Genomic DNA, 23,143 nt, shown 5'->3' with positions numbered 1-23,143 from the left:
AGGTTCAGACCTTCGGCCGCGCAGACTCGACCAGGCTGAGGCGCAGCGGTGCGGGCCCGTGGAGCTTGATGTGCTGGTCGCGCGCGACCTTGACGCGCGTCCCGACCACGTCGGCCTGGATCGGCAGCTCGCGCCCGCCGCGCTCGACCAGCACGGCGAGCAGGATCGAGGCCGGCCGGCCGTAATCGAACAGCTCGTTGAGGGCGGCGCGGATGGTGCGGCCGGTGTTCAGCACGTCGTCGACCAGGATGATGTGGCGGCCCTCGATGTTGACCGGCAGCAGGGAGGGTCTCACCTGCGGGTTCATCCCGACACGGGTGAAGTCGTCGCGGTAGAACGAGATATCGAGGGTTCCGAGTGGACATTCGAGCCTCAGCAGCTGGTGCAACCGCTGGGCGATCCATACGCCGCCGGTGTAGATGCCCACCATGACCGGGTCGGCGATGTCCTGGCCGTCAAGCAGCGTGCGCAGCGCCGCGGCCATTTCGGCGATGATCTGCTCCGGATTGAGGGTGTCGATGTTCACTCAGGCGCTACCGTCGTCGGGTGCATATCTTACTATGATTCTTCCGCCGCGTCCTGGCGCGGGATCCCCTCCCGCGCGTGCTGGCTGAAATAGGTCTGCAGGATCAGGTGCGCCGCCACCTCGTCCAGTTCGCGCCGGCGGCGCGTTCTCCGCGTGCCGCTGTCCGGGGCGGGCTCATGCAGGAGCCGGCCGGCCTCGACCGAGGAAAGCCGCTCGTCCGCGAGATACACGGGCAGGCGGTAGCGGCCTTCGAGGCGGCGGGCGAAGCGCCGGGCCGCCTCGGTCATCGGCTGTTCCGTGCCGTCCATGTTGAGCGGGATGCCGACCACCAGGGCGGCGGGGCGCCAGTCCTCGATCAGGCGGGTGATGGCATCCCAGTCGGGGGTTTCATTGCGGCAGGGCAGGGTCGCCAGCGGGGCGGAGGTGGCGGTCAGTTCCTGGCCGACTGCGACGCCGATGTGCTTTGTTCCATAATCGAATCCGAGCAGCGTACGGCCGGATCCCGTCATGCGTGGCCGATGTGGCTGGAGATGCGGTTCAGGTCGACGCCGGTGAGCGCGGCGGCGGCTTCCCAGCGTTGCTCATAGGGGACGTCGAAGAAGATGCGGTCGTCGGCTGGCACGTTCAGCCAGGCGTTTTCCTTCATCTCGCGCTCGAGCTGGCCGGGTCCCCATCCCGCATAACCGAGCGCCACCAGGCAATGTTTCGGGCCGCGGCCGGCGGCGATGGCCTCCAGTATGTCGCGCGAGGAGGTGACCGCGATCTCGTCGGTCACCTTCAGGCTGGCCTCCCAGTCGCCGTGCGGTCTGTGGATTACGAAGCCGCGTTCGCACTGCACCGGGCCGCCGAGAAAGATCGGCTGCCGGATGACCGCGTCGATGCTGGTCTCGATGTTCATCTGGCTGAGGACTTCACCCAGGCTGATGTCGAGGGGCCGGTTCACCATGATCCCCATGGCACCCTCCGGGGTGTGCTCGCACATATAGGTCACGCCATGGAAGAAATTGGGGTCCTGCAGGGCGGGCATCGCGATCAGGAACTGGTCGATCATGCGCATGGAATTAATCATAGTGTACTAGTATCGGCCGAATGCGGGAGTGTTTACAAGTGAGTCGAGGCGCGGTCAGCGCGAGGCGTCGAGGCGGTGACTGTCCTGAAACTCCCACGTGCGCGTGATGTGGAGCACATCGGTATCACTGCGTAATTCATCGGGAAATTGCGCGAACGGCGCGGCCAGCTTGACAATGCGCATGGCGGCGTCGTCGAGGATCTTGCTGCCGGAGGAGCGCAGCAGGGTGATGCTGTTCAGGCTGCCGTCGGTGTTGATAGCGACATCGAGCAGCAGCCTGCCGCTGATATTGCGCCGCTTGGCCTCCTCGGGATAGTTCAGGTTGCCGATGCGTTCGATCTTGGCGCGCCAGGCGTCGAGGTAGGCGGCGTCGCGGTATTCGCGCGCCTGCGCCGAGATGTAGCGGTGCCTGTCGCGTTTGGCGTAGGACTCCATCGACTGGCTGATCTCGGCGCTCAGGGTGGCGATCTCCATGCTGCGCGCCACCAGCTCTTCCGCCGTCATGGGTTGACGCGGCCGCTCCGCCTGCGCCGCGGTTTTCTGGACCGCCCGGGCGGACTCCCGCTGCGTCATTGGAGACTCCCGCGCCGACTGCGGGGAAGGCGGCGGAGCCGCCGGGAGTGTGACCGCAATCCCGGCGCCGGTGCTCGGCTGCGGGAGTGGTGTGTAGGCCGGACTCTGAGGGCGTAAATCGTCCGCGGCGCTGCCGCCGCCTTCCAGGTTCGTCTGGGCAAGGAACTCCGCGTCCTCCGGCGACTTGTCGCTGCGCTGGTGCACCAGGGTGATCTGCAAGGGCGGCTGTTTCCCCTGCGGTGTTTGTTCGAGCAATCCCGGGCTGAAGGTCACCCCGAGGATGATCACGGCATGCAGGGCGGCCGCGACCAGCAGGGTCAGGCCGAAGCGGTCCGTCGCCAGCACCGGCTCCTCAGGTGGCGGGATCGCTGGGGCTTGCATCAGGTTTGAGGTGTTTCATCATGGCCTGGACTAGGAGCCCGCTCGCCACTCCGAAACAGACCGCCGCAGTCATCAGCACGGGGAGCAGGCCGAACAGTGCGTCATGCGGGATGAACAGCCGGTAGGCGACATAGAACTGGGCCGCGATGTGCGCCATCGAGGCAAGCAGGGAGTAACCGACCGGGCCCAGCCCGCGCCCCGGCAGCAGGCACCCTAGGCCGATGACCGCGATGGCCGCCACCGCGCCGGCAAGGCTCAGCACGAAGGTCGGTGTGAGGAAGGTCCCGATCAGGATGCTGCCGACCACCACGCGCAGCAGGGACACCCATATTGCGGCGCGCCAGCCGTACAGGAGCAGCGCCGCGATGGTGACGACATTGGCGAGGCCGGGTTTGATCCCGGGCAGCGGGGTCGGCAGCATGCTCTCGGCGATATGGATGGTGATGGCGAGCGCGGCCAGCCAGGCGATGCGGTAGTCTTCCCGCGTGGCGGTGAACGTGAGGGTGCGCAGGCCGGTATCGTCTTGCATGATAGAGTCAGAAATTGATGGTGTCGTAGCGCAGTTCGCGCCCGATCACCGCCAGGCTGATACGGTTGGGCAGGCAGGCGGTGAATTCGCCTCCCAGGTGGAGCCAGCCGGCATGTACGCAGTGCTGTCCGTGGCAGGGTGAGGAGACGAAGCGCGCCTTGCCGTCGCGGATCTCGATCACGCTGGTGCCGAGCGGTCCCTGCACACGGAGCTCGCGGTCCTCGCGCAGGGAGGCGATGGTCTCCTCGCCACCGATGCCGACGATGCGTACCTCTTCCCCCGCACCGCCGCGGTGCCAGAAGCTGGCATACAGCCAGGGCAGAAGCAGCAGTGCGCCGGCCAGCACGAGGTAATCGGCGCGGGTCATCCGGGCGCTTCCACGACGATCTTCGGGGGCGGATCGATTTCCATGCGCAGACGCTCGGCCATTTGCGGGGTCATGTGTACAGTCATATCGGCGTCGATCAGCATCACCTGAGTGAGCCCCATGCGGCGCGCGATCTCCTTCCAGCCGGCGGTGCCTGCGACGAAGAGCGCGTCGTCAGCGGCGTCGGCGACGGTGCCGTCCGGATGTACTACGGTCACCGCGAGCACCCCCTCGGCGGGGTAGCCGGTACGCGGGTCGAGGATGTGGTGGTAGCGCTTGCCCTGGTAATCGAAGAAGCGCTCGTAGTTGCCCGCCGTGTGCACGCTCTCGTCGCCGCGGATCTGCAGCGAGGCGATGATACCGGGCTGTGCCGGATGGCGAATTCCGACGCGCCAGGGGCGGTCGCCGCGGGTGCCGATCGCGTGCAGCCCGCCGCCGGCGTTGACGATTGCGTTTTCGATGCCGACTGCGCGCAGGGCGGCGATCGCCTGGTCGACGGCATACCCCTTGTGGGAACCGCCCATGTCGAGTTGCAGTGCAGGATTGACGCTGCGCACCCGGTCGCCGTCAAAGATCAGGTCATCCATGGTGGGGTGGGCGTCGACCAGGCGGCGGATCTGGTCCGGGGCGGGCGGCGGGCCGAGCGGCGGGTCGTCGCTGTGGAAACCCCACAGGCCTATCAGGCGGCCGATGGCCGGGTTGAACAGTTCGTCACCGTTATGCGCAAGCTCCTGTGCCTGGCGCAGCGAGGCTGCATCCCCTGCGGCGAGCGCTACCGTCTCGCCGGCTGAGAGCCGGGTGTTGAGATCGGTCAGCATGCCCGGCTCCCAGGCATGCCAGTGCACATGGGCCTCATTGAGCACGTCCTCGATCGCCTTTACCGCCTGCTGCGCCCTGGCGTCGTCGACGTCCCACAGGCTGATATCGACAATGGTGCCGAGCGTCATCAATTGCGTCTTGTAGACCTCCGGCGGAGGACGGCTGCAGCCGGCAGCCAGAACCAGCAGCAGGCAGAGCAGGGCTGCGCGTGTCCCGGGCCGTGTCATGACAGCCGTATCTCGATCCGGTCCATCAGCAGGGCGCTGATGTTGAGGCCGAACTGGGCGTCGAGTTCGCGGATGCAGGTCGGGCTGGTGACGTTGATCTCGGTCAGGTAGTCGCCGATCACGTCGAGGCCGACGAACAGGAGTCCGCGCCGTTGCAGTTCAGGTCCGACCTGGGCGCAGATCCAGCGGTCGCGTTCGGTGAGCGGTACGCCGACGCCCTGGCCGCCCGCGGCCAGGTTGGCGCGCGTCTCGCCCGGCGCCGGGATGCGCGCCAGCGCATAGGGCACCGGCTCGCCATCGACCATCAGGATGCGCTTGTCGCCCTGCTTGATCTCGGGCAGGTAGCGCTGCGCCATGGTCAGCCGTGTGCCGCGGCCGGTCATCACCTCGAAGATCACGTTGAGGTTGGGGCTGTCGGGGGTGACACGGAATACCGATTCGCCGCCCATCGCCTCCAGCGGCTTGACGATGATGTCGCCCTGTTCGCGCAGGAAGGCGTGCAGGCGCGCGCTGTCGCTGGTCACCAGCGAGGGCGCGCTGCACTGGGGGAACCAGGCGAGGGAGAGTTTCTCGTTGGTGTTGCGCAGCCCCTGCGGACGGTTGACCACCAGCACGCCGGCCGCCTCGGACAGTTCCAGCAGGTAGGTCGTGTAGACGTACTCGATATCGAACGGCGGGTCCTTGCGCATCAGCACGACGTCGAGCTCGTCCAGCGCGGCGTCGCGCTCCGCGCCAAGCGTAAACCAGTCGCGCTTGTCGTCGCGCACGGCGAGCTGGCGCATGCGCGCGCGCGGCCGGGCGTCGCGCAGGTAGAGGTCGCCCTGCTCCATGTACCACAGCGGCCAGCCGCGCGCCTGTGCCTCAAGCAGCATGGCGAGCGTACTGTCCTTGCCGGGCTTGATCGCGGCGATCGGATCCATGACAACACCGAGACTGATCATGGGTGCGAACGGGGATGCGGGAACGATGGGATCGGCGTCATGGATATGCGAGCGGGTCTCCCGCGGCCAGCGCCGCCCCTTCGCGCGCGGCGGCGAGCAGCGCCAGGCGGGCGATCACCCCGTAGGCATAGAACCGGTTGGGATGGGCGTCCGGCGCCAGGTTCCGTTCGGGCATGGTGCAGCAGTTGGCGAAGGCGAGCGGTTCGAAGTGCATGCCGGGGGAATTGAGGTTTTCATTTGCGCCGCGCCGCGTGTGCACGCGGTAGAATCCGCCGACCACGAAGTGGTCGATCATGTACACGACCGGCTCGCTCACCGCCTGGCCCTCACCCCAGGTTTCGAAGGTGTACACCCCTTCCTGCACGATCACCTTGGTGGTTTCCGCTCCTCCCTTCGTCGCCGCCATCCGGGTGCGTTCCTTGCGGTTGAGCGAGCGTACGTCGTCGGGCGAATGCGCCGTCATGATCCCCATGCCGTAGGTGCCGGCATCGGCCTTCACCATCACGAAGGGACGATCCTTCACCCCGTATTCATCGTATTTACGCTGGATGTCCCGGAGTAGTGATTCGACGGTGTAGGCCAGGCATTCCTCACCCTCACGCTTCATGAAATTGATCTCCCCGCACTTGAGGAACAGCGGGGTGATCAGCCAGGGATCGATTTCCATGATCGCGGCGAATTCCTCCGCGACGGTTTTGTAGTGGGCGAAGTGCTGCGACTTCAGGCGGTTGGACCAGCCGAGCCTGAGCGCGGGGATCACCGGCTGCCTGAGCCCTTCGAGCAGCGCCGGGCGCCCGGAGGAGAGGTCGTTGTTCAGCAGCACCATGCAGGGGGTGAAGCCGTCGATATGCACCTTGTCGCCGCTGCGCCGCAGCGGTTCGAGCAGGATCCTTCGGCCGGAGGGCAGTTCGATCTCGCGCGGCGCTTCCAGGTCCTCCAGCAGGGACCCGATGCGGGTCTCGAAACCGGATTTCGTGATAATGTCCTGCAGTGTGGCGAGGCTCTCCATGTAATGGGGATTGCGTGTATGGCTCTCCGGCACGAGGATGATCTGGTTGGCGCTGGGGCAGACCCGCTCGATCGCCGCCTGCAGGGCCTGAACGCAGAGCGGGATGAAGGCCGGATTGAGGTTGTTGAAGCCGGCCGGAAACAGGTTGGTATCGACCGGGGCCAGCTTGAAGCCGGCATTGCGCAGGTCGACCGAGGCATAGAACGGTGCCGCCGTCTTCTTCCATTCCTGGCGGAACCAGGATTCGATCTCGGTCTGCTGATCGAGCAGGTGCTGTTCGAGCAGGAGCAGAGGCCCGTTCAGGACGGTCGTCAGATGGGGTACGGGTTGGAGATGCTGGATCGACATGTATTCCCTGTTCACCCTCGCGAATCAGCTATGGTAACTTAAAACCCTCTTTCCAAATAGAGGCTTAGATTCGCAGCGCCATCTTCTGCCTAGCCGAGATCGCCCCACAAGGTCTGCAGCGCGGCGAGGGCGGCGATCCCCGCGGTCTCGGTACGCAGGATGCGCGGTCCGAGGCACAATCCCAGGTATCCTGCGCGCCTGGCCAACTCGATCTCCCGGTCGCTCAGGCCACCTTCCGGACCGACCAGCAGGGTGATGTTACCCGTCTCCGGGGCGGGCAATTGCATCAGTGTGGCAGCCCCGGCCGGATCGAGCACGAGACGCCGGCCCTGATCCGCCTCCGCCGATGACTCCAGCCAGCCGGCCAGTGAGATGACCGGCATGAGTTCGGGCAGGCGGGTGCGTCCGCATTGCTCGCCCGCGCTCGCGATCACGCCGCTCCAGTGCTGGCACCGCCGTTCGAGGCGTTCACCGTCGAGACGGACCTGGCTGAATTCGGTCTGCAGCGGTACGATGCGCGCGACCCCGAGCTCCACCGATTTCTGCAGGGTGTAATCCATGCGTTCCCCGCGCGAGATCCCCTGCGCCAGGGTGATGGCGATAGGTGATTCGCGCCCGGCAGCAATAAAATTTCCCACGGTGACCATCGCAGCCCGGTTCTCGACCGCGACGAGTGTCGCCTCGTATTCGCCGCCGTTGCCGTTGAACAGGATCAATGCCGCCCCGGGCTTCAGCCGCAGCACGCGCAGCACATGGCCGGAGGCGGCCTCGTCCAGCGCGAGACGGGCGCCTGGGGCCAGCGCGAGGGTCAGGTGGATGCGGGGCAGGCGCATGATCAGTCCCGTGTCGCCAGTTCCAGGCCGGTCCAGGCGGCCCCTGTCATCAGTTCGATCTCTTCCGGCGTGATCACGTAGGGCGGCATGAAGTAGATGACATTGCCGAGCGGCCGCAGCAGTACCCCCTGTTCCAGGGCATGGCGGTGGACGCGCAGGCCGCGCCGCTCCTGCCAGGGATAGGGTTCGCGCGTGCGCCGGTCCTGCGCCATCTCGATGGCGAGGATCATGCCGCGCTGGCGCACCTCGGCGACGTTGGGGTGGTCGGCGAAGCGGGCGGCGGCGGCGGAAAGCGCCTCTGCCAGCGCGACGTTCCGTTCGATCACGCGGTCCTGTTCGAAGATGTCCAGGGTCGCGAGCGCCGCGCGGCAGGCGAGCGGGTTGCCGGTGTAACTGTGGGAATGCAGGAAGGCGGTCAGGTTCTGGTAGTCATCGTAAAAGGCCTGATATACCTCTTCGCGCGTGAGCACGGCGGACAGCGGCAGGTAACCCCCGGTCAGCCCCTTGGACAGACAGAGGAAATCCGGGCTGATGCCGCCCTGTTCACAGGCGAACATCGTGCCGGTGCGGCCGAAGCCGACGGCGATCTCGTCGGCGATGAGGTGCACCCCGTAGTCATCGCAGGCGGCGCGCAGCAGGCTGAGATAGACCGGATCGTACATGCGCATCGAGCCCGCGCATTGCACCAGCGGCTCGACGATCACCGCGCATACCTCATCATGGTGGCGCTCCAGTGCTTCACGCATCGCCTCAAAACGGTGCGCCGAATGATCGGCCCAGCTCTGTCCGTTTTCCCGCCAATAACAATCGGGAGAAGGCACCGAAATGGCCTGCATCAAAAGCGGGCGGTAGGTTTCCTTGTAAAGGGCTACGTCGCCCACGGCCAGTGCGCCCAGCGTTTCACCATGGTAACTATTTGTCAAATTGATGAATTTTGTCTTCTTATGGTGCCCGAGATTGCGCCAGTAGTGGAAGCTCATCTTGAGGGCGACCTCCACGGCGGATGATCCATTGTCCGCAAAGAAACAGCGTACCAAACCGGGAGGTGCGATCCCCACCAGGCGCTCGGCCAGTTCCAGTGCAGGGAGATGGGTGAAGCCGGCCAGCATCACGTGCTCGAGCGATGCAAGCTGGTCCTGGACGGCGGCACTGATGCGCGGATTGGCGTGCCCGAAAAGATTGACCCACCAGGAGCTGATGGCGTCGAGGTATCTCCGGCCTTCGAAATCCTCCAGCCAGACACCGGTACCGCGTCGGATCGGGACCAGCGGCACGAATTCATGATCCTTCATCTGGGTGCAGGGATGCCACAGGACGGCGAGGTCGCGCCCGGCGATTGCGGCATTGCCTGATTCTGGTCCCGATTCAGCGGCCGGACTCATGATTTTGCGATGCCCTCGTTTGATGCCATTCGAAAATGTCCGTTTAGAAGTGGTTTATCTGCAACGGCACTTTAGTATTATGTTCGGGGTAACGAACGGGTACTTGCAAGCCTACCGGAAATCGTTAAACTAAATGAGACTTGTTATCATTTAAATGTCGGATTATCGTTTCAGCAGATATCTTCAAGGAGAAATGTAATGACCGTATTGGTGGCGAAGCCGGCCCCAGATTTCACCGCGACCGCCGTGATGCCGGACAACAGTTTCAATGAAAGCTTCAAGTTGTCGCACTACCGCGGCAAGTATGTGGTGCTGTTCTTCTATCCACTCGATTTCACCTTCGTGTGCCCGTCCGAGCTGATTGCCTTCGATCATCGCCTGGACAAGTTCCAGAAGCGCAACGTCCAGGTGATCGGCTGTTCGGTAGACTCGCATTTCAGCCATCTCGCGTGGAAGAACACGCCGGTCAACAAGGGCGGTATCGGTAACGTACAGTATCCGCTCGTCGCCGATCTCACCAAGGGTATCGCGCGGGATTATGACGTGCTCGTAAACGACGCCGTCGCGCTGCGTGGTTCCTTCCTGATCGACAAGGAAGGCATCGTGCGCCACCAGGTGGTAAACGACCTGCCGCTCGGCCGCAATATCGACGAGATGCTGCGCATGGTCGATGCCCTCCAGTTCACCGAGAAACATGGCGAGGTATGCCCCGCCGGCTGGCAGGAGGGAAAGAAGGGCATGAAGGCCTCCACCAGCGGGGTGGCGGATTACCTGGCCGAGGAGGCGGCGGCGCTTTAGCCGAGACGGCCGCCAGAAACAGCGGAGGGCGGCAGATCGCCGCCCTCCGAGTAGTACCCGTCAATCGCTAACCGGTGCTGCGGGCCTTTTCCTCGAAACCGAGGTCGATGTCATCCACGTTGAGATTCTTCAACTGGTCGTCGATCTCTCCGGACGCCTTGGTGGAGGCCGCGTCTCCTTCCATCACCAGTTCGGGTGATGTGTCTGCCGCTGCCTCCACATCCAGCTCCGCCGGGGCGTCCTCTTGCGCGGGCGCGACGTCCGCGACCGCCTTGGTTTCCGCAGCGGCGGCCGCTTCCGCAACCTGCGTGACTACAGACGGTTTGGAGTCATCGAAGGGGGTCGCCACCGCGCTCGGCGCGTCGGGAGTCGCCGCGGACCGGTCGTTATCCTCCGCTTCTTCCTCTGCGACGGGTTTCACGCTGCTCCCGAAGAGCTTCCGGTAGACCAGGAACATCCCGCCGCCCAGGAGCGCGTTCAGCAGGATCACAACCGTGATGACCAGCGCCCAGCTGGTCTGCTCCGGCTCCTCCTCGGAATCGATGGCCTCCCCTGCCTCTGCGTCCTCGAGGATGTCCCCTTCTGCATCGACCAGTTCTTCCTCGGAAGCATCCTCGGCGATCTCCGGGGGTTCCTCGTGCAACGCTGCGGCATGCCCGAAGCGCAAAGGATTGCTCTGATAGCTGAACGGTTTGCCGTTCGGGCGCTCGGCAACGATGTCGAGAGTCACCCGATACGCTGCGTCCGGAGGAAATTCATCCAGTCCAAGCCGCCACTCGCCGGGACTGGTTCGCGCCAGGCGCCGTGTGTCGGACTGCTCCGCGTCATCAATGATCGTGGCGGTCACCTCCAGCGATTCGGGGTCGATGATGCCCGCGCGCGGGATCACGGACAGGGTGGTTCCGTTCTCGTCCGCGCGGATGTCCGCGATCACCGGGCTCTCGACCACCTCGATGTCCTGCCTGTGCTGGCGTCTGAAGGTTGTGCCGTCGACGTCCACGACGACGGTATGCGCCCCGGTCTCGCCGGACGCAGTCAGCTGTGTGCCGAAGATCCCGTCGCCGGGGACGATGTCGCCGTCGCGGCCGTTATCGAGCAGCAGCCGTTCGGCCGTGGCGCCCTCGGCAGAGCTCTCGAGCGTCTTGACCGTGAGGAAGTGCAGGAAATCCTTATTGGTGATGGCCTGATTCTGTTCCGTGAAACGTATCATGAAATCCAGCGTGTCCCCTTCCAGGATCTGGTTGGGGAGTTGCGTCGCGACGACACGCAGGTTGCTTACCACCATCACGCGGTTGTCGGGATCGGTGTCGGCGTTGACGTGCCAGGGGCCCGTTGCCGGCTTATCCACCGTGACCAGGTCGTAACGCGCATCGCTGTGCCAGTGCACGTTGGGTGGCAGGCGCGCCGAGCCGAACGTGAGGCCGTCCGGCATGGTCAGCGTGGTTGCCGGGGCAGTGTCCTTGCGGAAGACGAGCAAGGTGAGTTCTCCGATGCTGTCATCGACGAGGACCTGGTTGTCGATCAGCGGCAGAGTATCGGGGTTGGCCGCTTTCTCGAACATGCGCAGGAAGATCCGCTCGAGTTGATCGGCGTTTTCGGCACGCTCGAACCAGCCCCCGGTGGCTGCAGCGAGCTGCTGGAGAAGGCTCTGATCCGTTCCGTCCGACAGGGCGATCGTATAGATATCGACTCCGGCGTCTTGCAGGCGGGGCAGAATCTCGTCGGTTATGCGTGTGCGTGACAGGCGGTCCGACTCCGGTAATTCGGAGACGTCCACCAGCCCGTCGGTGAGCAGGATGATGCTGCGGCGCACGCCGGGCGCATCGGCAGCCCAGTTCCATGCCGCCGTCATGAGGGCCGCCTCGATGTCGGTGAACAGTCCGGCCGAATTGATCCGTTCCGCCGCCTCCACGGCCTGGGTGCGCCAGGCCGTGTCCACTTCGCCGAAGCGAACCAGCATGTTGACGTAGCGCGCGAAGGTCCATACACCTGCCCGCGTCCCGGATGGCAGCAGACCGGTCAGCAGGCGCAGAGCCGGCTTGCGCAGATTGGCGGGGTCGTTCTGCTTCATGCTGCCCGACACATCGATCAGGACACGGATGTCGTGCGTCGGCGTGGCCACATCGGGCGGCGTGGCGGCGGCGGCCGTCCCGCCCAAGCACAGGATCAGCAGCAGGCTCAGAATCGAGTAGTGTTTTTTCACTGTCCGTATATCCGGATGCCAGAGGGTTTCTACCCGGGTTATCGGAATTAACTCATTGATTCTTTAAGTGCGTTATAATCGCGCGCGGTCGGGTTCGATTATCAACGTAAACCGGCACTTGAACCGGCCGGTGGGGACTGGGGGGACGTAGGGGTATGCAATCGTTGTTCACCGGCGGCAAGGGCCGCCGCGCGCTCGACAGCGCCAGGCAGTTCACCACCCTGATCGGTGCCGGGACCAGCGTGGCCGGGACCCTGCGCGGCAGCGAGAACTGTATCGTCAACGGATCCGTCGAGGGCGATTGCGAAATCGATGGATTGCTGGTGCTGGGTGAGCAGGGACGCTGGCGTGGGAACATCTCAGCCGCGACGGTCATCATCTCCGGCGATGTCAACGGCGACATCGTGGCCCGCGATAAGCTGGAATTGAGTGCGTCCGCCCGTGTCACCGGCACAATCACCAGCCCGGTTGTAGCGATGGCCGAAGGGGCCATTCATCAGGGCGGCATCAGGATGACTCGCGAGGGCGCCGCGGTGTCCAGTTTCCAGGAAAAGCGCAAGGTATCTCCAGATTCGGCTCCCTGATCCCGGAATCCTCTCACCGCGGCTTGCCTTAATCCCGAGATTTTTGCTAGGGTATCACAGTCAGTTCGCTCCGCCGTCGCACCGGTCCGAGACGATTGACGTGGGGGTAATACATACAAGCTCAATGATAGCCACTGAAGTGGAGGTAGGCATGTCAAGTCGCGTCAAGTCTGCAAGCGATCACGATGCATTTCTTGTGATCTCTCTCTGTGTCATCGTCCTGGGGCTGGGGTTGTTCGCCAACTACGTATTGGTTGGGTAAACAGTCTAGCGCGGCGCTGACCGTTTGCGCCCAGGCAGTTCCCATTCAATAGCTTAGGGTTGTTTTACACAGTCGGGACAGTCGATGCGCCGATGCGGGACGATCAGGTCCCGTATCGGCCTTCGGCCAGGTACCCGGGTTCCGGTGTGTTCAGGTCCTTGTCCGCCGCTGTGTCGCGCGCGCAGCGCCGGAGACTAGCGGCGGCACCGGCCTCCCGATGCGCGCGAGTCGCGGATTGACGGCGTCCTCGGAGATCATGATGGTCATGCCGAGCAGGCGCATCATCGTTTCTATGTCCTCGGGATCCGCGAAATTGTCCCGCAGATATTCGAAATGAAATCGATTCAGGTACAGCATGTTCGGTTTTTCACCGTGCACGCGTTCGAAATCGAGTGCATGGCGATATATAAAGCTCAGCATGAGTCCCTTCCCCATTGCAGCTTCTGATACACCCAGCCACTAACGGCAAGTCCTCGGCAGGCCTTTAAATTCTTCCCGCAGGACTCATTGAAATATGCAGTTATATCAGTGCGGCCGCATCGGTTACCCGGCCAAGCATCCGTATGATGGCCCGCATTAATCCTTGATAATATTATGGTTTATGGCGCTATATTGACCAAATACCTTGTAAGTAATATGGTATTGATGCAGTGGCAGTGCAATGGTGCGACTGCGTTAATACGGAACAACACTAATGAAGGAGGTGACCATGGCCAGCAAGAGAGATGCGGCAACAGATGATGGCGTGCTTTGCATAGGTATAACCGTGATTACATTGATCTGCGGTTTTGTCGCTATGGCCTTGGCAGGCTGAAGCCTTTCCTGGCTGCCTGCGGCCGCCCAGCGCAGAACTCACATCCGCACAAGCCGGTTCCCGCTATGGGAACCGGCTTTTTTATTTAACTGAACTGTTCATATGACCGCTCTGTGTTGACGGTCGCTGCGTACAATAGCGAGCTGCTACACTATCGCGATGCCGCAAGGGACCGCATTACTGAGCATCCTCGCCGACGGCCATTTCCATTCCGGCGAGGTACTGGGAGAGGCGCTGGGAATCACGCGCGCCGCGGTATGGAAGCATCTGCGGGTGCTCAAGGCGCGCGGCATCGAAATACATTCCGTCCCCGGCAAGGGGCACCGACTGGCCAGCGGCATTGAGTTCCTTTCCGAGATGAAGATCCGCGCCGGGCTCAGCGACGCAGCGCGAGCGCGCCTGGGCGGGATCGAACTGTTCCAGCAGATCGATTCCACCAACAGCGAACTGCGCCGTCGCGCATCCGGACTTCCCTCCGCCTATGCATGCCTCGCGGAGACCCAGTCCGCCGGGCGCGGACGCAACAACCGCGCGTGGGTGTCGCCGTATGCGCGCAACCTCTATCTCTCGCTGCTGTGGCGCTTCAATGCCGGTCCAGACGCGCTCTCGGGTCTCAGTCTCGCTGTAGGTGTTGCCGTGCTGCGCGCACTTCAGGGCATGGGTGCGGACGGTATCGGCCTCAAGTGGCCCAACGACCTGCTCTGGCGCGGCGCGAAATGCGCCGGAGCCCTGATCGAGATGAGCGGAGAAGCCGGCGGTAGTTCCAGAGTGGTGATCGGAGTGGGTGTTAACGTCGACATGCCGCGGCAGCTCGGCGGCACCATTGACCAGGCATGGACCGATCTGGCCACCATCACCGGGCGCAATGTCTCACGTAACAGCCTGGCCGGCATGCTCCTCGGAAAACTGATCGAAATGCTGAGCGAGTTCGAGGATGCGGGTCCCGATGCCTTCCTCGAGGAGTGGCGCCGCCACGATATCGTATTGGGCCGGGCAGTGGCCATTACCACGATCCACGGCGAGGAGTTCGGCATAGCGCGCGGCATCGACGGCGGCGGCGCGCTGCTTGTCGAGGAAGGCAGTGTCATCAAGCGCTATCATTCCGGGGATGTCAGCCTGCGTGCCCTCGATGTTGATTCATCGCGCGAGTCCTCCGGCACGCGCGCTGGAACGATGGCATGATCCTGCTGGTGGACGCGGGTAACACCCGTATCAAATGGGCGGTGCTTGAAAATGGGGTGCTGCACTCGGGGGGCGCCATCCTGAGGCGCGGCGGCGCTGATGGTGTCGACCTCCTGTCCACGCCATGGGCCGCCCTGACGCCGCCGCGACGCCTGCTCATCGCAAACGTCGCAGGTGCGGAATTCGCAGCGTCATTCGGCGCATGGACGCAGCGGGCCTGGGGGTTGGACGCCGAGTTCGTTTCCGCCCAGGCGAAAGGTTTCGGAGTCACAAACGGGTACACCGAACCGCAGCGCCTCGGGGTTGATCGCTGGCTCGCGCTCGTCGCCGCACGCCGGTTCGTCAAGGGTCCCGTCTGTGTCGTCGACTGCGGCACGGCACTTACCATCGACGTGATGGAGAAGAACGGCGAACACCTCGGTGGGCTCATCGTGCCAGGCCTCGTCCTAATGCGCCGCGCGCTGTTCGATAAGACGGCGGACATCGGGCCTGCCATGGGCAACTCACCATCGCGGGACATCCCTCAGCTGGCGCAGGATACCCGCGGTGGCGTGATGGGCGGTACCCTGTACGCGGCTGCCTCCTTGATCGAGCGTGTTGTCAGGGACGCTGATGAGTCTGTCGGCGGCGGGATGACCTGCATCCTCACCGGCGGCGACGCGGTCACCATACGTCCGCTGTTGTCCGCCGACTTCCGTTTTGAACCGGAACTGGTACTGCAGGGACTGGCCATTGTTGCAGAGGCTGGTCCGTGAGACTCCTGTTCATCGTGCTGCTGTTGGCCAATATCGCCTTCCTTGCCTGGCAGTACCAGGCACGCGGCTTCGACGATCATGACGCCGCACTCCAAAATTTCCGGGCCACCGATCCAGGGACAACGCCACTGATGCTGTTGAGCGAGCGTCCCGATGCGGCGTCGACGGAACCGGGATCTGCGGGCGCAGCTGAAGTCATGGCCCTGGCGCCAGCGGCGGACGAGGATAGTGACGCGACGCCGGAACCGATAGCAGATATGGTCGAGGATGACCCTGCCGAGTCCGGCCAGAATATGGGCGCAGTGCCTCAAGGGCAGCCTGACGATGAACAGTTGCCCCGGCAAGTCGCTGCCGCGCCCGCGGTCACCAGACGATGTTATGAACTCGGACCTTCCACGGATCGCGCGTCGATCGAACGGGCGCAGGCGGCGGTACGGCAGGCGGGTGGGCAGACAAGCCTCCGTGAGGCCGTGCAAAGCGTTGCGGATGGCTACTGGGTGCGTTTGCCCGAATACCTCACCTATGCCGGGGCGCGCGCGCGTTATCGCGAATTGCAGCGGGTGGGAGTCGATGACATAGCTATAGTAGCGCTGCCCGACAAGCGCTATTTCATCTCGTTGGGTGTCTATAAAAAAGAAAGGACACGGTGGAGGATCGCCGCAATGAGATCCTCGCCATGGGCGTAACGCCGCTGATCGAAGAGCGTATGCGTGACACCATGGCTTATACCCTGGCATTTGAATTCGAGGCCGCTGAATCCGCCCCGCTGCAGGATCAACTGCGGAACCTCGGGATAGATTCCCCTGAGATTCCCATGCAGGAAGTCACATGTCAGTAGGGAATTCCGCCCGCGGGTCGGAATCCGCCCGGGGTTTGCTATAATCCGCGCAACTTCATCCGAATACGCTGGCGTAGCTCAGTCGGTAGAGCAGCTGATTTGTAATCAGCCGGTCGGGGGTTCAATTCCTCTCGCCAGCTCCATAAAATCAATAAGTTATATTTTTTACTCGGGATCATGTGTGCTATGTAGGCATTATGTAGGCGGGCGATGATTTAAGGTTCTATTGCAAAATCTATAATTTTCTAAATTGGTGATCGCAATTGCTGGTAATCAGATTCGCAAAATACTATTTAGTCGGATAGTTTGAAATATCAATATCAGCTTCGTAGGATCCCACAGGCCGGAGGTGCCCACAAAATGTCATGGCCAAAACGCACACACGCACGCAATTGGGCAGGGATGATTATGATGGGAAAATGCGTGAAGGTGATCTTCCGATCCCACTGCTCTCAAAAGATCAGCTGTTCCATCGAAATATGAACCCTCTTAACTCGGCGATTCAGACACAGCTAACAGCTTGGTTACTACGTCGAACTGCGGTGGCAGGGGCCTTCCTTTCAGCTGCTATTGCGACCGATGTTGGGAGCGTGCGTGGAGACAATCAGGATCGTGGAGTCATTGCCCGTGGAAGAGACAGCCTAGGGCATGAATACGCAGTTGCCGCAGTGGCCGATGGTATAGGTGGAATGCGTGATGGTGCTGCGTGCGCCGCTATTTCGCTCGGGACGTTTCTCGATAACTTGCGGCAGCATGCGGAGTCGGGAACTGTTAACGCTGAAGACTGGATTAGGCGAGCGGCGAACGCAGCTAATCAGGCAGTTTTCACCAAGTATCGTGGAGATGGTGGCTCTACCTTAGTGGCCGTTTTAGTGCGATCTGGTTTTCCTGCGTGTTGGCTTAGCGTCGGTGATAGTCGCGTTTATATCTCATCTGAAAAGTTCTTAAACAAGTTTCGGTGGATGATACCATCGCCGGTCAACTCGGAAAGACATCTGATGTGAGTCTTGACCAATCATCACTACTTCAATTTATTGGCATGGGTGATGACTTAGAGCCGCATATTGGTGAAATCTATGGTGTGTCAAATGATCTCTTCGTCCTCACAACTGACGGTGTTCACTATCTGGCGCCTACGCCTGGTTGGATGGGGCAGATTGTTGCAAACGCACCAGACGCGGGAATATGCGCAAAGCGCCTTGTTGATTTATCAAAATGGTGTGGAGGATATGACAATTCTACGGTCGCCGTGATTCCACTGTTCATACATAACAATCCTGATAGTAAACCTTACAAGTGGTTCGAAGTTTGGGATGCGTTTGGCGAAATCAACATCATCGCCAGCGAGCCAGGACAAGAGATATCCCGCAACAGACTTACCTCGCAAAGGGCTTCCTAGTGAAGAGCCTCCGGCCTTGAGAGGAATAGTAACTGTCAGTGCACCCGAGCAGAGAGGGGATAGCAAACTGTCGAAGTCAGAGCGTCGTAGCAAGTCGACACGAAGACCCAAGAAGTCACCTAGAAAAGTACGTGCTAAGTCAAAGGGAAGCTCCAAACCGGAATTGCCAGAACTGTTCGTCGAATTCCCTCCCAAGACCAAGTGACTGCACGATCTGGCGATGATAATAGACGGCCGTTATGAGGTAAACGGAAGTGCGCTAGCTGGTGGCATGGCAGTTGTCTTACCTTCTCGAGATAAGATTCTCGAAAGACGAGTAGCGATCAAGGTACTCCCCGGTGGGGCTGAGAAACGTCGCATACATGATGAACTCGCAGCGCTATTAAGAATGCGATCCAAACATGTCGTGCAAGTGTATGACGTGTTGAAAATTGGTGAAAATAACCTCGCCATTGTGCAAGAGTTTATTGAGGGTGTAGATCTTTTTGATAAGAAAATTTTTCCTTCGTCGACGACTGAATATTTGAAACTGATATGGCAAGTTGCCTCCGGAATAGCAGATATCCACGAATTTGGAGTAATTCATCGCGATATTAAGCCCAACAACATGAAAATTGACCCGGAGGGTGTGGTCAAGATATTCGATTTTGGATTAGCTAGGGAAGAAGGGCCTAGGCTTCTACGGTTGGTTTTGTGGGCACTGGTTTCGCAGCTCCTGAGCTTTATTCCTCTCGCGTAAAATTCACGCCCGCTGTAGACACTTATGCCTATGGGGCAACAGCTCTTTTCTTAGGCCTTCAGGACTTGCCCGCCGAACTCATGCACAAGCCTCCCGCGCTTTCAGGAAAAGATTACTTCACAACAGTCCCGTTTGATCTAGATCCGGAGCTGATTGAGAGCTTAAACGCTTGTCTCGCGCGTGATCCCATGAATAGGCCACTAATGCGAGACGTTAGAGATTTATTAGCTAAGCACTTGCTGCACGATCAGCATAGAGCTCTGGTTGTATTCCAGGGGAGAGCGTCTTACCTAGATGCTACACGTCGGTCAGTACGCCTCAACCTTGCTTCTATGGGAATGGTTGAAATTTACTACGATGGATTCTCCTTCCGTGTGCAAAACATCAGTGGGGATGTTTTTGTGAATAACCGGCGAGGTTGGTATGGGCGACGTTCTGCCCGGAGCGTGTGTCGTCGCGCTGGGTCAGCCCGAGGAAATGAACAGGCGGAGGTATATAACATTCGACCTTTCTCATCCGGAGATCGTGTTGTGAGTGGGCCGTTGGTACCGGGCGATATAATTGGAACGCGCTATGAAATAATTCGATATTTAAGCGAAGGTGGTATGCAGTTTGTATATGTGGCTCGAGATCATTTGACCGATCGGCTTGTTGCACTGAAGACACCTAAGAATAAATCAGCGCAAAAGCGTTTTCGAAGAAGCGCAATCGTAGCTGCCAAAGTTAACCATCCGAATGTGGCTAAAACCTTGGACTATGTCAGGAGTGGCGATCAGCGCTATCTAATCGAGGAATTAATTGATGGACAGGACTTGAAAGCAGCGTTACTTAACGATGCTTCCATTTTGGATCCTTACCTCATTGCCAAAATACTTCACCATTTATCCAAGGGCGTAGCTGCTGCGCATCACGCAGGTGTAGTTCATCGAGATCTCAAGCCAACAAACATCATGGTCGTTGAGGTTATTCATTGAGCGAACTAAAGGTCACTGACTTGGTATCGCAAAAATGGCTGGTGAAGAAAGATAAAGGAGGCAGTTGAGGGGGATGCGAGTCTGTCTACATCGCAAACGGCAGTCGGAGCTCTTCCGTATATGGCTCCGGAGGCGATTGAGCGGGCAGATAATGTAGGATCGCCAGCAGACATTTGGTCAATCGGTGCAATTATTTATCACCTTCTTTCTGGCGAATATCCCTTGGGCAAGGCTTGAAGGCGGTGCCAAAAATTATCGCAGCCGTACAACCGTCAATACCGGCATTCCTGACAACGAATCCGCAGTTTGCGCCGTTAGCAAAGGAAGTGATGGATATTGCTCTTTCTTGTCTTAAGAAGGACGTGGCATTGCGTCCAACAGCGGATCAGTTAGTTCAAAAGTGTTCCAAACTTTGTTACACATCTTCGCCTCGTTACAAGGAGTAGTTGCTGATTTTCGCTACGGAGCCTGGGGGTTTTATATCCACTCCAGAAGGGAACGTATTCTTTCACCGAGAGTGCGTTTATGGTTCGATCCCCGACATTGGAGATCGTGTACTTTTTTCCATATGATGGAGGTGGTGCCCCGCGTACCGCCTGTCATGAAATTGAAATAGGTTACAGCTGTACGTGAAGTGAGATCCGGTGTTCTCTTCTGATCTTGGCGCATTGATTCTAAGTTAGAGAATTCATCGGTACGCTATAAAAGCGCGCCGATTCGCGTACAGTTATTGACAGAACTCCAAGGAACCCATTTATCGAAGGGCGGCCCCTGTGGAAGCCCCGCCCCCTGTTATACAGGAACTCCTACCCGGTAATTGATTCTTGCCCCCGTTATACAGGGGCACCCCCGTAATACAGGGGTGTTCGGTTAACGTTAAGTCCGTTAAGACCGAGACCCTGTTATACGTATACGGGGGAAGTCCATACGTATAGTTAACTTGTCCAGCAAGATCCTTGGGCACAAGCGGCTGGGCAGAGCTCGTATTACGTATACGCCACTCATGAAGCCGGGTCGGTACTATTACGGGGCCCGCTTCGACCCCGTGCACTTGCCAGCCCACCGGGTCCCCATACCGGCCCGGCTTGTCGTTATACATTTGGCTGGTCGAATCGGGTGAGTTTTTCGGCGGGCCTGTGGGCCTCCCATCGCTAAGGTATAGTTGGCCCAATCTCCCGCATCCGCCGATCGTCGGGCCTCTTCCAGGATCCCGCAGTCTCCGTGTTAAGCCGACGCAGCTCCCGGTATACAGTGGCAGGCGGGCCCCCAATTTGCTGGAATTGTCGAATCCCCCAGGTTGAAGCCCAAGCCTCGATACGCTCGGCGCCCTTAACGGGGTCATTCCCGTAAACGTCTTGGTCGAGTCCATGACCGTCAATATTTTTACTCACATACTTAATGACGTAACCCGCGGCCGAGCCTTTCGCCGGATCGATCCGTTCGACCTTAACGCGGTGCTGCTCTGCCCCTGGTTCATCGCCGTCAATTTCCAACGCGTAGCGTCGTATTACGGCGAGGAGCGATTCGACGTGACCTGGCTCGATAAACAGTAATAAATGCCAGTGGGGGGTAGCGTCGTGGTGAGGCTCAACAATCCGGAAACCATACGGGTGAATGCCTCGTCTCTGGAGTGCTGCCCGGATCTTAGCCCACTGCTTATTCAGGTACGACTGCGCTTCTCGGGGAGTGGTGCCGTCATAGGTGGAATTCTTCTGACCCACCGACCGCCAGGCGTGCATCCGGGAGGGGCAGGTAATCGTGATGAATACAGACTCATGTCCCCTCTGCCGGGCGAGGGTTTCAAACCCAACGATTCGGGCCATCAGCTCAGACCGTCGGATATGAGGGTTTGAGACGCTGAGATCTGCGAGTTGCTGGAGGGTGTATTCCTGGTCCAGTTCGTTGACCGCTGTGGTGGCCTCCAGAGCGCGCGCGATTTCGGGCTTTCTGCGCCCGTCGCGGCCCACGGCTTCATCACTGGCATAGATCCCGGCGCCGCGGTGAACTTGTCCAATCTCGATGGCGAAGGATTCCACTTTCCGCCCGCAGGCCCGTCGCAGAAGGCGTCGCCAGCCTCATCGCCCAACCGGGCAATGGCGCCTGGAGAGAGACGGTGCTGCTGGGGATGGGAGGTTTCGCCCCCAGAGCGGCGACGTAAGGGCAAATCAGGCGATAGGCCCGCTCGTGGGTATGTTGGATGGCCAATCGCCTGAAATCGGCCGTCTGTCGCCGGGTCGCGGCTCTCAGCGCATCCTCGTCGCTGGCCAGTCGATAAACGCGTGGGGATAACCGTTTTGCACGATCCAAGAGCCAAAGATTGGCCTCCCCCCGGCCATGTCGCTGGGCGATGGTCCGGTATTCCGCGCGGTGGGTATCCGGAACTTTTCCGAAGACCGTTCAGGAGTGGCCGGCGGAATTTCCGGTCGGCCCCATCCGGGGTCGTGAGTTCCCACAGGAGACGCTCTGCCGGGCTCGGCCCGAGGACCGGCCGGGTGACGGCAGTCATGCGGCCTTGGGTCCGGGATCGGAGGTCGATCGCCGAACACGGCTCGTGATATAGGCGTTAAGGTCCGCATTACGATACCGGACAGCGCGGAGCCCTACCCGGATAAACGGTATTTTGGCCCCGGCCCAACGGTCACGCTCTAGAAAGGCTTTGCTTACGCCAAGATAGTGAGCGGCCTGTTCGGTTGTTAACAGCGAGTCAGTCATCGTGGTACTCCTTGTCCATGTGATACCGAGGACAAGGAATACGGTCTGTTTGAATGTGCTGGAATGGCGCAAGCGGCTTGAGATATATCTATGGTGCTTGCGATATATTCGAAGTGCTTGGGATATATTCTTTAGTAATATGAAGATCTATGAAATTCTCGATTTGAGTGATATGAAGATCCGTTTCTGGAATTTGGGCGATCGATACATGGTGAATACGACGGAAGCGGTTGTGCCCGTTTGTGATGACGAGCCGGGCTATCTTTCTAGCGAGCTGGCCTACGCGCGCCTGGATCGTTATCCCGTGAGTGACGGCCATACCCTGGTGATCCCAAGACGGCATATTTCGGACTATTTTCTGAGGTTACGCAGGAGGAGCGTTCCGCGCTGTGGACGCTGGTCGCTGACGTAAAAGACTATCTCGATAAAAAGTACGCCCCAGATGGCTATAACATTGGACTCAACATCGGAGCACGCCGGACAGACCGTCATGCATGCACATATTCATATCATTTCCCCGATATACCGGCGACGTGGCTGTGCCCAGAGGCGGGGTCCGTGGCGTTATCCCCGCGAAGCAGAGCTATTGAGCGATGACTGCACGACCACTTGAACGCTATAAAGCTTATACCCGTGAGGATGTCCATGACATTTTCGCGCCGGACGTGCCCTTTACACCGCAGGCCGGTACGTGGGGACTTCATGGATTTATTCAGATTCCGGAGCGTGAAGGATTTTGTCTTTTTCGTGACCTTTTGGTCAGCTCAGGGGAGCACATCTTTGATGAAGGGTGACGGAGAGTGGAATTTCTGTCATGGCAATCCCAGCCGCGACAGGGCTTGATACGCGCATCATCCAGCAATTCATCGCCCACAATGA

The 23,143-nt window shown here is 60.3% G+C and carries 24 protein-coding genes, 1 tRNA gene and 3 pseudogenes; 13 read left to right on the top strand and 15 right to left on the bottom strand.

What is annotated here, in order from left to right:
- Positions 1-4 precede the first annotated feature (4 nt).
- The 11 genes from pyrR to IPK65_02370 form a co-directional block, all read right to left on the bottom strand.
- The gene (pyrR, locus tag IPK65_02420) at positions 5-484 is read right to left on the bottom strand and encodes a bifunctional pyr operon transcriptional regulator/uracil phosphoribosyltransferase PyrR (protein MBK8162030.1); all 480 of its coding nucleotides are present in this window, start codon (positions 482-484) and stop codon (positions 5-7) included.
- Between the two features lie 74 nt (positions 485-558).
- Positions 559-1,035: a Holliday junction resolvase RuvX gene (gene ruvX / locus IPK65_02415; GenBank protein MBK8162029.1), complete on the bottom strand. Its 477-nt coding sequence runs from the start codon at positions 1,033-1,035 to the stop codon at positions 559-561.
- Complete coding sequence (locus IPK65_02410) at positions 1,032-1,595, bottom strand: YqgE/AlgH family protein (protein ID MBK8162028.1); 564 nt, start codon at positions 1,593-1,595, stop codon at positions 1,032-1,034. The genes ruvX and IPK65_02410 overlap by 4 nt, the downstream gene beginning before the upstream one ends.
- Positions 1,596-1,649: 54 nt before the next feature.
- Positions 1,650-2,549 (bottom strand): energy transducer TonB, encoded by a 900-nt coding sequence (locus tag IPK65_02405; GenBank protein MBK8162027.1) that lies wholly within the window; start codon positions 2,547-2,549, stop codon positions 1,650-1,652.
- The gene (locus tag IPK65_02400; GenBank protein ID MBK8162026.1) at positions 2,521-3,078 is read right to left on the bottom strand and encodes a Gx transporter family protein; all 558 of its coding nucleotides are present in this window, start codon (positions 3,076-3,078) and stop codon (positions 2,521-2,523) included. The genes IPK65_02405 and IPK65_02400 overlap by 29 nt, the downstream gene beginning before the upstream one ends.
- A 7-nt stretch (positions 3,079-3,085) precedes the next feature.
- Positions 3,086-3,445 carry a NusG domain II-containing protein gene (locus IPK65_02395; protein ID MBK8162025.1) on the bottom strand — a complete coding sequence of 120 codons (360 nt, stop codon included), beginning with the start codon at positions 3,443-3,445 and terminating at the stop codon, positions 3,086-3,088.
- The gene (locus IPK65_02390; GenBank protein ID MBK8162024.1) at positions 3,442-4,491 is read right to left on the bottom strand and encodes an FAD:protein FMN transferase; all 1,050 of its coding nucleotides are present in this window, start codon (positions 4,489-4,491) and stop codon (positions 3,442-3,444) included. Before IPK65_02390 ends, IPK65_02395 begins: the two co-directional genes overlap by 4 nt.
- A complete protein-coding gene (gshB, locus tag IPK65_02385) occupies positions 4,488-5,432 on the bottom strand; it encodes a glutathione synthase (GenBank protein MBK8162023.1) in 945 nt (314 codons plus the stop codon). The genes IPK65_02390 and gshB overlap by 4 nt, the downstream gene beginning before the upstream one ends.
- Before the next feature lie 37 nt (positions 5,433-5,469).
- Positions 5,470-6,789, bottom strand: coding sequence for a glutamate--cysteine ligase (gene gshA, locus IPK65_02380; protein MBK8162022.1), 1,320 nt, complete (start codon positions 6,787-6,789; stop codon positions 5,470-5,472).
- Positions 6,790-6,878: 89 nt separating this feature from the next.
- Entirely contained in the window at positions 6,879-7,622 is a 744-nt protein-coding gene (locus IPK65_02375) for a 16S rRNA (uracil(1498)-N(3))-methyltransferase (GenBank protein ID MBK8162021.1), read from the bottom strand.
- 2 nt (positions 7,623-7,624) lie between these two features.
- Positions 7,625-9,004, bottom strand: a complete 1,380-nt coding sequence (locus IPK65_02370) for an adenosylmethionine--8-amino-7-oxononanoate transaminase (protein ID MBK8162020.1) — start codon at positions 9,002-9,004, stop codon at positions 7,625-7,627.
- Positions 9,005-9,202: 198 nt separating this feature from the next.
- Here IPK65_02370 and IPK65_02365 point away from each other — a divergent pair, with 198 nt between their 5' ends.
- Entirely contained in the window at positions 9,203-9,802 is a 600-nt protein-coding gene (locus IPK65_02365; GenBank protein MBK8162019.1) for a peroxiredoxin, read from the top strand.
- Positions 9,803-9,869: 67 nt separating this feature from the next.
- On the opposite strand, the gene IPK65_02360 is transcribed toward IPK65_02365, so the two are convergent.
- The gene (locus IPK65_02360; protein ID MBK8162018.1) at positions 9,870-12,005 is read right to left on the bottom strand and encodes a VWA domain-containing protein; all 2,136 of its coding nucleotides are present in this window, start codon (positions 12,003-12,005) and stop codon (positions 9,870-9,872) included.
- 155 nt (positions 12,006-12,160) lie between these two features.
- On the opposite strand from IPK65_02360, the gene IPK65_02355 reads away from it, so the two are divergent.
- Entirely contained in the window at positions 12,161-12,589 is a 429-nt protein-coding gene (locus tag IPK65_02355; protein ID MBK8162017.1) for a polymer-forming cytoskeletal protein, read from the top strand.
- A gap of 412 nt (positions 12,590-13,001) precedes the next feature.
- Here IPK65_02355 and IPK65_02350 read toward each other — a convergent pair whose 3' ends face one another.
- Positions 13,002-13,271, bottom strand: coding sequence for a hypothetical protein (locus IPK65_02350; GenBank protein MBK8162016.1), 270 nt, complete (start codon positions 13,269-13,271; stop codon positions 13,002-13,004).
- Between the two features lie 553 nt (positions 13,272-13,824).
- Between IPK65_02350 and birA the strand changes: the two genes are divergently transcribed.
- The 9 genes and pseudogenes from birA to IPK65_02305 all read left to right on the top strand — a co-directional run bounded on the left by birA (position 13,825) and on the right by IPK65_02305 (position 20,124).
- Positions 13,825-14,847: a bifunctional biotin--[acetyl-CoA-carboxylase] ligase/biotin operon repressor BirA gene (gene birA, locus IPK65_02345; protein MBK8162015.1), complete on the top strand. Its 1,023-nt coding sequence runs from the start codon at positions 13,825-13,827 to the stop codon at positions 14,845-14,847.
- The gene (locus IPK65_02340) at positions 14,844-15,602 is read left to right on the top strand and encodes a type III pantothenate kinase (GenBank protein MBK8162014.1); all 759 of its coding nucleotides are present in this window, start codon (positions 14,844-14,846) and stop codon (positions 15,600-15,602) included. The genes birA and IPK65_02340 overlap by 4 nt, the downstream gene beginning before the upstream one ends.
- Positions 15,599-16,288 (top strand): hypothetical protein, encoded by a 690-nt coding sequence (locus IPK65_02335; protein ID MBK8162013.1) that lies wholly within the window; start codon positions 15,599-15,601, stop codon positions 16,286-16,288. The genes IPK65_02340 and IPK65_02335 overlap by 4 nt, the downstream gene beginning before the upstream one ends.
- Positions 16,279-16,440 (top strand): hypothetical protein, encoded by a 162-nt coding sequence (locus IPK65_02330; protein MBK8162012.1) that lies wholly within the window; start codon positions 16,279-16,281, stop codon positions 16,438-16,440. The genes IPK65_02335 and IPK65_02330 overlap by 10 nt, the downstream gene beginning before the upstream one ends.
- A gap of 67 nt (positions 16,441-16,507) precedes the next feature.
- Positions 16,508-16,583: transfer RNA gene (locus IPK65_02325), tRNA-Thr, on the top strand.
- A gap of 222 nt (positions 16,584-16,805) precedes the next feature.
- Positions 16,806-17,444 (top strand): protein phosphatase 2C domain-containing protein, encoded by a 639-nt coding sequence (locus IPK65_02320; protein MBK8162011.1) that lies wholly within the window; start codon positions 16,806-16,808, stop codon positions 17,442-17,444.
- Positions 17,399-17,839: a hypothetical protein gene (locus tag IPK65_02315; GenBank protein ID MBK8162010.1), complete on the top strand. Its 441-nt coding sequence runs from the start codon at positions 17,399-17,401 to the stop codon at positions 17,837-17,839. Before IPK65_02320 ends, IPK65_02315 begins: the two co-directional genes overlap by 46 nt.
- Before the next feature lie 220 nt (positions 17,840-18,059).
- Positions 18,060-19,112: pseudogene (locus IPK65_02310) on the top strand (serine/threonine protein kinase).
- 71 nt (positions 19,113-19,183) lie between these two features.
- Positions 19,184-20,124 (top strand): annotated as a pseudogene (locus tag IPK65_02305) (protein kinase).
- Positions 20,125-20,703: 579 nt separating this feature from the next.
- Here the strand turns inward: IPK65_02305 and IPK65_02300 are convergent.
- Together IPK65_02300 and IPK65_02295 are read right to left on the bottom strand one after the other, a co-directional pair.
- Complete coding sequence (locus IPK65_02300; GenBank protein ID MBK8162009.1) at positions 20,704-21,588, bottom strand: replication endonuclease; 885 nt, start codon at positions 21,586-21,588, stop codon at positions 20,704-20,706.
- A 466-nt stretch (positions 21,589-22,054) separates the two neighbouring features.
- Positions 22,055-22,264 carry a helix-turn-helix domain-containing protein gene (locus IPK65_02295; protein MBK8162008.1) on the bottom strand — a complete coding sequence of 70 codons (210 nt, stop codon included), beginning with the start codon at positions 22,262-22,264 and terminating at the stop codon, positions 22,055-22,057.
- 208 nt (positions 22,265-22,472) lie between these two features.
- On the opposite strand from IPK65_02295, the pseudogene IPK65_02290 reads away from it, so the two are divergent.
- Together IPK65_02290 and IPK65_02285 are read left to right on the top strand one after the other, a co-directional pair.
- A pseudogene (locus tag IPK65_02290) lies at positions 22,473-22,854 on the top strand (HIT family protein).
- A gap of 3 nt (positions 22,855-22,857) precedes the next feature.
- Complete coding sequence (locus tag IPK65_02285; protein ID MBK8162007.1) at positions 22,858-23,058, top strand: hypothetical protein; 201 nt, start codon at positions 22,858-22,860, stop codon at positions 23,056-23,058.
- Positions 23,059-23,143: the final 85 nt, after the last annotated feature.

The sequence above is a fragment of the Gammaproteobacteria bacterium genome, from assembly GCA_016712635.1.
In the GTDB taxonomy this organism is placed as follows: Bacteria; Pseudomonadota; Gammaproteobacteria; order SZUA-140; family SZUA-140; genus JADJWH01.
This window is presented reverse-complemented; position numbering and strand designations above follow the sequence as displayed.

Bases quoted from the DNA above. Each gene is read 5' to 3' on its own strand.
- pyrR (MBK8162030.1), bottom strand. From the start codon at position 484: ATGGCCGCGGCGCTGCGCACGCTGCTTGACGGCCAGGACATCGCCGAC.
- ruvX (MBK8162029.1), bottom strand. From the start codon at position 1,035: ATGACGGGATCCGGCCGTACGCTGCTCGGATTCGATTATGGAACAAAG.
- IPK65_02410 (MBK8162028.1), bottom strand. From the start codon at position 1,595: ATGATTAATTCCATGCGCATGATCGACCAGTTCCTGATCGCGATGCCC.
- IPK65_02405 (MBK8162027.1), bottom strand. From the start codon at position 2,549: ATGCAAGCCCCAGCGATCCCGCCACCTGAGGAGCCGGTGCTGGCGACG.
- IPK65_02400 (MBK8162026.1), bottom strand. From the start codon at position 3,078: ATGCAAGACGATACCGGCCTGCGCACCCTCACGTTCACCGCCACGCGG.
- IPK65_02395 (MBK8162025.1), bottom strand. From the start codon at position 3,445: ATGACCCGCGCCGATTACCTCGTGCTGGCCGGCGCACTGCTGCTTCTG.
- IPK65_02390 (MBK8162024.1), bottom strand. From the start codon at position 4,491: ATGACACGGCCCGGGACACGCGCAGCCCTGCTCTGCCTGCTGCTGGTT.
- gshB (MBK8162023.1), bottom strand. From the start codon at position 5,432: ATGATCAGTCTCGGTGTTGTCATGGATCCGATCGCCGCGATCAAGCCC.
- gshA (MBK8162022.1), bottom strand. From the start codon at position 6,789: ATGTCGATCCAGCATCTCCAACCCGTACCCCATCTGACGACCGTCCTG.
- IPK65_02375 (MBK8162021.1), bottom strand. From the start codon at position 7,622: ATGCGCCTGCCCCGCATCCACCTGACCCTCGCGCTGGCCCCAGGCGCC.
- IPK65_02370 (MBK8162020.1), bottom strand. From the start codon at position 9,004: ATGAGTCCGGCCGCTGAATCGGGACCAGAATCAGGCAATGCCGCAATC.
- IPK65_02365 (MBK8162019.1), top strand. From the start codon at position 9,203: ATGACCGTATTGGTGGCGAAGCCGGCCCCAGATTTCACCGCGACCGCC.
- IPK65_02355 (MBK8162017.1), top strand. From the start codon at position 12,161: ATGCAATCGTTGTTCACCGGCGGCAAGGGCCGCCGCGCGCTCGACAGC.
- IPK65_02350 (MBK8162016.1), bottom strand. From the start codon at position 13,271: ATGCTGAGCTTTATATATCGCCATGCACTCGATTTCGAACGCGTGCAC.
- birA (MBK8162015.1), top strand. From the start codon at position 13,825: ATGCCGCAAGGGACCGCATTACTGAGCATCCTCGCCGACGGCCATTTC.
- IPK65_02340 (MBK8162014.1), top strand. From the start codon at position 14,844: ATGATCCTGCTGGTGGACGCGGGTAACACCCGTATCAAATGGGCGGTG.
- IPK65_02330 (MBK8162012.1), top strand. From the start codon at position 16,279: ATGGGCGTAACGCCGCTGATCGAAGAGCGTATGCGTGACACCATGGCT.
- IPK65_02320 (MBK8162011.1), top strand. From the start codon at position 16,806: ATGGCCAAAACGCACACACGCACGCAATTGGGCAGGGATGATTATGAT.
- IPK65_02295 (MBK8162008.1), bottom strand. From the start codon at position 22,264: ATGACTGACTCGCTGTTAACAACCGAACAGGCCGCTCACTATCTTGGC.
- IPK65_02285 (MBK8162007.1), top strand. From the start codon at position 22,858: ATGACTGCACGACCACTTGAACGCTATAAAGCTTATACCCGTGAGGAT.